This window comes from Lysobacter enzymogenes (assembly GCF_017168095.1).
Taxonomy (GTDB): domain Bacteria; phylum Pseudomonadota; class Gammaproteobacteria; order Xanthomonadales; family Xanthomonadaceae; genus Lysobacter; species Lysobacter enzymogenes_D.
Window position 1 is genome coordinate 21,784 of record NZ_LXSD01000134.1, and the last position, 6,476, is coordinate 28,259.

Below are 6,476 nucleotides of genomic sequence, written 5' to 3' on the forward strand. Positions count from 1 at the left end.
CGCGCGCGGGCGAGGCGGCCTGAGCGCTAAAGCGCGATCCGGTACCGGGCCGGATACGGAAACGCCGGCTTCGCGCCGGCGTTTCCACTTCGCGATGGCCGCGTTGAAGATCAGTGCTTCATCGCGTGCTTGCGCTGGCTCATCTCCCGATGGCTCTCGCGCACCTGCGGCAGCAGGCGTTCGACCGCGGCGCGCGCCGACGGCGCGACGTTGGGGTCGCCGTGGACCTCGTTGAAGGCCTTGAGCAGGCGATCCTCGGACTCTTCCAGCTCGGCCACGTAGCCGTAGCGGGTATCGCCCAGCGCGGCGCGCACGCGGCCGTAGACTTCCTGCATCGAGCCGACGAAGGTGCCGCTGCTGGCGGGCTCGCCGCCGGCCGCGGCGACTTCGGCGCTGAGTTGCTGGACGATCGCGCCCTTGGCGGTGGACATGCGCAGGAACGTGCCGGCCAGCTCGGTGTCGCCGACCTTCTTCGCCGCCTCGGCATAGAAATGCTCGCCGTCGCGGGCGATCTGGATCAAATCGTTGAGGCTGTGCTCGGTCTTCTTGTCGGTCATCGCCGTCTCCTGTTGAGGCTGGGAAAGGGCCGACGCGATATGCATCGGTTGAGCTCACTATCCAAGCCGGAACATTAAACAGCCGTGACCTGCGAGTGAGGGCGCGCGCGAGCGCATCGCGCCTTGCTCATCGCGCGCTAACAACGGGTTTACCGCACCTGCACGCTGTGCACGGCCGCGTCACCGGCCGCTTACGTCGCGGCGGCTACACAGGACGCGAACCCGAAAGGAGTTGCGCGCATGCACTGGATGGACCAGTTGTGGGTGGTCGGCGGCGCCGCCTATGCGATGTTGCTCGGCGGCGCCATCGGCTTCGAACGCGAACTCAAGAACCGGCCGGCGGGCTTCCGCACCCACATGCTGGTGGCCGGCGCGTCCTCGCTGTTGATCGGCATGGGCTTGCTGGCGATCGGCGATCCGCGTTTTCGCGCGCCGTTCCTGATCAACATGGACCCGATGCGCCTGGTCGAGGCGGTGGTGGCGGGCGTGTCCTTCATCGGCGCCGGCACCATCTTCGCCTAGCGCGGCGGGCGCGACATCGCCGGCATCACCACCGCGGCGTCGTTGCTGATGGCGGCGGTGATCGGCGCCTGCACCGGCTTGCGCTATCACGTGCTGGCGCTGGCCGCCGCCGCGCTGACCTTGCTGGTGCTGACCGCGCTCAAGGCCGCCGAGCGGCGGTTCGGGTTCGCGGGCAAGTCCGCGAGCGCGCCCGCGCCGGCGTCCGACGACGAACCTCGCTGACGCTCAAGGCCGGCGCCGACGCAGGAACGCCAGCGTCGCGCGCTCCCATTGGCGGTCGCTCGACGGCGGGCGCGCCGGCAAGCGCAGGCGGCCTTCGCGCCAGGCTTGCAGCACCGCCGGATGCAGATACGACGCGCGACAGACCGTCGGCGTATTGCGCAGCATCTGCGCGACCTCGGCCACCGCCTGATTCTCGATCCGCGCGATCGCACGCGCGTTGGGGCTGCCGTCGCGGCGCGGCGGCGGCAACTCGGTCAGCGCGAGCCGGCGGAACGCGCTGGCGGTTGCGCCCCAGGTGCGGAAATCCTTGGCGGTGAATTCCGCGCCCATGATCTCGCGCAGGTAATCGTTGACATCGCCCGAATCCACCGCCTGGCGCCGGCCGTCGTCGTCGAGGTACTGGAACAGCGCCTGCCCGGGCAGTTGCTGGCAGCGCCGCACCAGCCGCACCAGATTCGCGTCGTCGAGCTCGATCTGCTGGCGCTGCCCGCCCTTGCCGCGAAAGCTCAGGTGGGCGCGGCCGCCGCGCAGGAAGCGGATGTGGCGGTTGCGCAGCGTGGTCAGGCCGAACGAGCCGTTGCTGCGCTGGTATTCGTCGTTGCCGACCCGGATCAGGGTGTGCGCCATCACCGCGACCACGATCGCCAGCACCCGTTCGCGCGGCAGCCCCGGCCGCGCCAGGTCGGCGCGCACGCGCCGGCGCAGCGCGGGCAGGGCGGCGGCGAAGGCGAGCATGCGCTCGAACTTGCCCAGGTCGCGCTGTTCGCGCCAGCGCGGGTGGTAGCGGTATTGTTTGCGCCCGCGCGCATCGCGTCCCGTCGCCTGCAGGTGGCCGCGCGGATCGGCGCAGATCCACACGTCGGTGTAGGCCGGCGGGATCGCCAGTTTGCGGATGCGCTCGAGCTGGCGCGGCGAACGCAACGGCCGGCCGCGGGCATCGCGGTAAGCGAAGCCGCGGCCGGCGCGGCGGCGGCTGAAGCCGGGCTCGCCGTCGGCGACGTAGCGCAGTCCGGCGCCGCGGGCGCTGCGGCGGGCGTTGCGATCGTTGGAAGGCGGTGTGGTCATGCGCCAGTGATACGAGGCGCCGCGTCAACGCGGCAGCAAGGAGATCCGCCGTGGCGCGGCGACGAGCCTCGCGTTCAGGCGCGATTGCGGACTCGCGCGAGCCCGCTATTGCGATCCGTTCTCATTTGCTATGATGCGCCGCGTCAGCCGCTGCGCACGCAGTCAGCCAATCGTTTCCAACGGGCCGACTCTCGTGTACGCAGAAGCCTCTCTGCGCGCTTTCGCGCGCGCTCCGCTTTCCCTTTCCCTGCTTGTGGCGCTGGCGCTGCCGTTCGCGGCCGAGGCGGCCGAGGCGGCCGAGGCCGCGCCCGCAGAGGCCGCCGACGCGCAGACCCTCGACACCGTCCGGGTCAACGCCTACCGCACCACCACCCATTCCCAGGGCGCGACCAAGACCGACGCGCCGATCGCGCAGACGCCGCAGTCGATCGCGGTGATCGCGCGCGAAGAGCTCGACGCGCGCGGGGTGCAGAACCTCAACGACGCCATGCGTTACGTCGCCGGCGTATCGCTGGAAAGCAGCGGCATCGACAACCGCGTCGACGATTTCCGCATCCGCGGCTACGACGCCGGCAGCTGGAGCAACAACGTCACCCTCGACGGCCTGCGCGCGCCGCAGGGCGGGCAGTGGAACCGGACCATGTTCGACACCTGGAACCTGGAGCGGGTCGAGGTGCTCAAGGGGCCGTCGGCGGTGATGTACGGCCAGGTCGCGCCCGGCGGCATGGTCAACCAGGTCAGCAAGACGCCCGCGCCCGGACAGCAGCAGGTGCTGCAACTGGGCCTGGACGGCCATGGCCAGTACAGCGCGGCCTTCGATGTCGGCACCGGCAGCGGCGACGACGCGCACCTGGTGCGGCTGGTCGGGCTGTATCGCGACGGCGACACCCAGATCGCGCACACCGAGCAGAAGCACTGGTTCCTCGCGCCCAGCTACGCCTGGCAGATCGCCGAACGCACCCGCCTGACCTTGCTGGGCCTGTACCAGAAGGACGACGGCGGCTCGACCTATCAGTTCCTGCCGATGGACGGCACGCTGCGGCCGACCCGCTACGGCCGCATGAAGAACACCACCTTCATCGGCGAGCCGAGCTGGAACACCTACGACCGCACGATTTGGACCGCGGGCTGGCTGTTCGAGCACGGCTTCAACGAGAACTGGACGCTGAGCCAGAGCGCGCGCCGCACCCATGTCGATTCGCTGTATCGCGGCGTCATCACCCTGGGCGCGCTGAACGCCGACGGCCGCACCCAGAACCGCCGCGCCACCTACGGCGACGGCGATTCCGATGGCGACACCGTCGACACCCGCCTCCAGGGCAAGTTCGTCACCGGCGCGATCGCGCACACGCTGCTGTTCGGCGTGGACTGGCAGAAGGCCGATTGGGTCGGCGGACGCGGGGCGATGAACAATCCGGCGCCGATCGACATCTTCCATCCGGTCTATACCGGCTACACCCCGGTGGTGCGTTCGGTCGGCCTGTCGCGCGGCAGCAACGAGCAGACCGGCGCCTACCTGCAGGACCAGATGGCGTTCGGCAACTGGCGCGTGCTGCTCGGCGGCCGTTACGACCGCACCGACGACGACACCGCCACCGCGACCCGCACTGTCGCCACCGGCGCGGTGACGCCGTGGGTGCGCACGCGCCTGAAGAACGACGCCTTCACCGGCCGCGCCGGCGTGCTGTACGCCGCGCCGAACGGCTGGTCGCCGTACCTGAGCTACGCCGAATCGTTCCAGCCGGCGACTACCGACATCAACCAGAGCTTTACCCGCACGCCGTTCGACCCGATCACCGGCAAGCAGTGGGAGGGCGGGGTGAAGTTCCAGCCGTCGAGCTTCGACGGGCTGATCACGCTGTCGGCCTACGACCTGCGCCAGCAGAACATCCTGGTCGACGATCCCGATCCGACCCACGTCAACTGCGGCGCCAGCGGCGCGCTGCGCTGCCAGGTCCAGAGCGGCGAGGGCCGCGTGCGCGGCGTCGAGCTGGAAGCGCGGGTGACGCCGCTGGAAGGCTTCAGCCTTATCGGCGCGGCCTCGCGCATGGATTCGGAACTCACCCGCGGCGCGCCCGAACTGCGCGGCAAGCAGTTGGCGCAGGTGCCGGAGTGGACCGCGACCGCGTGGCTGGACTACACCTTTCATGCCGGCGCACTCGAAGGCCTGGGCCTGGCCGCCGGCGTGCGCTACAGCGGCGAGAGCTACGGCGACAGCGCCAACCTCTACCGCATCCCGTCCTACACCGTATTCGACGCGGCGATCCGCTACCGCATCGACGGCGGCAACAGCCCGGCGACCCAGTTCGCGCTGAACATCGGCAACCTCGGCGACAAGACCTACATCTCCACCTGCGGCAGCGTGGCCTCGTGCTACTACGGCAGCGGCCGCACCGTCGTCGCCAGCGTGCGCCTGAGCTGGTGATGCGCCTTGCCGCGAACGCCTCGCCGCCTACCGGCAGGAGCGGCGCAAGCCGCGACCGCATGGCGTCCGTTCGCGGCGTAAGCGTCGGTGTGCGGCGGATACGGCAATCGCCTGCGTGTATTTCCTCGGCGTCTGCGCTTGCCGCGTCGCGGCTCGCGCCGCTCCTACAGGGCGCGAACGCAGCGACGATGGCTACCTGTAGGAGCGGCGCAAGCCGCGACCGCGGGGTCTCGGTTCGCGGCGAAAGCGGCGGCGCGTGGCGGATGCGGCAATCGCCTGCGTGCATTTCCTCGGCGTTTGCGTCTACCGCGTCGCGGCTCGCGCCGCTCCTACAGGGCGCGAACGCGGCGACGATGGCTACCTGTAGGAGCGGCGCAAGCCGCGACCGCGGGGTCTGCGTTCGCGGCGAAAGCGGCGCGGGGACCGCACCGGTGCGCTCGGAAGAGGTGCCGCCTGTACAGGCCTGATCGGATGCCGAACCAACCCAGGATTACGCGCTTGCGCAAGCTGGCTTTCGCGGCCGCGTTCGCGCTGTGCGTGTTCGCCGCGCCCGCGTTCGCGCAACCCGATCCGAATCAACGCACCGGCACGACCGTGGCCGATGCGCCATCCACGCACTACCGGTTCGACAGCTTCGTGGTGAACTCGGTCGACGGTGGCGGGCAGCGCTGGCGGATCCGCCTCGCCGTCCCGCGCCAGCGCGCGCCCGCGCAAGGCTTCGCCGCGCTGTACCTGCTCGACGGCAACGCCGCGCTGATGGAGTTCGACGCCGAACTGCTCGCACGACTGGCGCGCGGCCGCGCGCCGGTGCTGGTTTTCGTCGGCTACGACAACGACCTGCGCATCGACAGCGCCGCGCGCACCCGCGACTACACGCCGAGCGCAGTCGCCGATACGGATGGGGCAGGCCCGCGCGGCGGCGGCGCCGAGGCCTTTGCCCGGGCCCTGGTCGAACGCATCCAGCCGCAGGTGCGGCGGCGCGCGCGCATCGACCGTTCGCACGAGGCGCTGTGGGGCCATTCGCTCGGCGGATTGTTCGTGCTGGACCTGCTCTATACCCGCGGCGACGCGTTCGCGCAGTGGTTTTCCGCCAGCCCGTCGCTGTGGTGGGACCGTGGGCGCGAACTGGGCGAACCCGAGCGGCGCTTCCTGCGCGAACCGTTGCGGCGGCGCGCGCAGGTGACGATCCTGCAGGGCGGACGCGAGCGCGAGGCGCGTGCACCGGTCGAATCGGCCGACGCGGCGCGCGCCGCCGCGCATCGCGCGCGCATCGCCGCGGTGCCGGCCGACGCCGCCCGGCAACTGGCTTCGCGGCTGCAGGCCAAGCCAGGAGTGACGGCCTGCTATCGCGAGTTCGCCGAACTCGGCCACGGCCCGATGCTGCGCGCCTCGGCGCGCGCGGCGGCGCTGGCGATGGCCGCCGATCCGGCGCGGGGCTGCGCGGCCGACGGCAGCGAATCGGCCGCGCCGATGGAACGCTGAAGCGCGGCGCAGGCCGGCTTGTTGGTGCCCACGCGCAGGCATAAGCTCGCCAGACCCGCAGGCGGCCGCTCGCGCCTGCGCCGCTTCCGGCTCCCCCATTGGACTCTCCATGACCCGCCATTCGCTTTCCGTGCTCATCGCCGCCGCGCTGGCCAGCGCGGCGCTCGCGGCTTGTTCGCGCCCGCCGGCCGACGCCGCATCGA

Annotated in this window: 3 protein-coding genes and 2 pseudogenes; 3 read left to right on the plus strand and 2 right to left on the minus strand. The window is 71.0% G+C overall.

Annotation, left to right across the window (positions count from 1 at the left end; all coding sequences use genetic code 11):
• Positions 1–110 precede the first annotated feature (110 nt).
• Positions 111–557, minus strand: a complete 447-nt coding sequence (locus A7A76_RS03790; RefSeq protein ID WP_206409942.1) for a PA2169 family four-helix-bundle protein — start codon at positions 555–557, stop codon at positions 111–113.
• 288 nt (positions 558–845) lie between these two features.
• Between A7A76_RS03790 and A7A76_RS03795 the strand changes: the two are divergent.
• Positions 846–1,301, plus strand: a pseudogene (locus tag A7A76_RS03795) (MgtC/SapB family protein).
• Positions 1,302–1,304: 3 nt separating this feature from the next.
• On the opposite strand, the pseudogene A7A76_RS03800 reads toward A7A76_RS03795, so the two are convergent.
• Positions 1,305–2,481, minus strand: a pseudogene (locus tag A7A76_RS03800) (DNA topoisomerase IB).
• Positions 2,482–2,619: 138 nt separating this feature from the next.
• Between A7A76_RS03800 and A7A76_RS03805 the strand changes: the two are divergent.
• Both A7A76_RS03805 and A7A76_RS03810 read left to right on the plus strand, forming a co-directional pair.
• Complete coding sequence (locus A7A76_RS03805) at positions 2,620–4,791, plus strand: TonB-dependent siderophore receptor (RefSeq protein ID WP_343225273.1); 2,172 nt, start codon at positions 2,620–2,622, stop codon at positions 4,789–4,791.
• Positions 4,792–5,289: 498 nt separating this feature from the next.
• Positions 5,290–6,273 (plus strand): alpha/beta hydrolase, encoded by a 984-nt coding sequence (locus A7A76_RS03810; RefSeq protein WP_206409945.1) that lies wholly within the window; start codon positions 5,290–5,292, stop codon positions 6,271–6,273.
• Positions 6,274–6,476 lie beyond the last annotated feature (203 nt).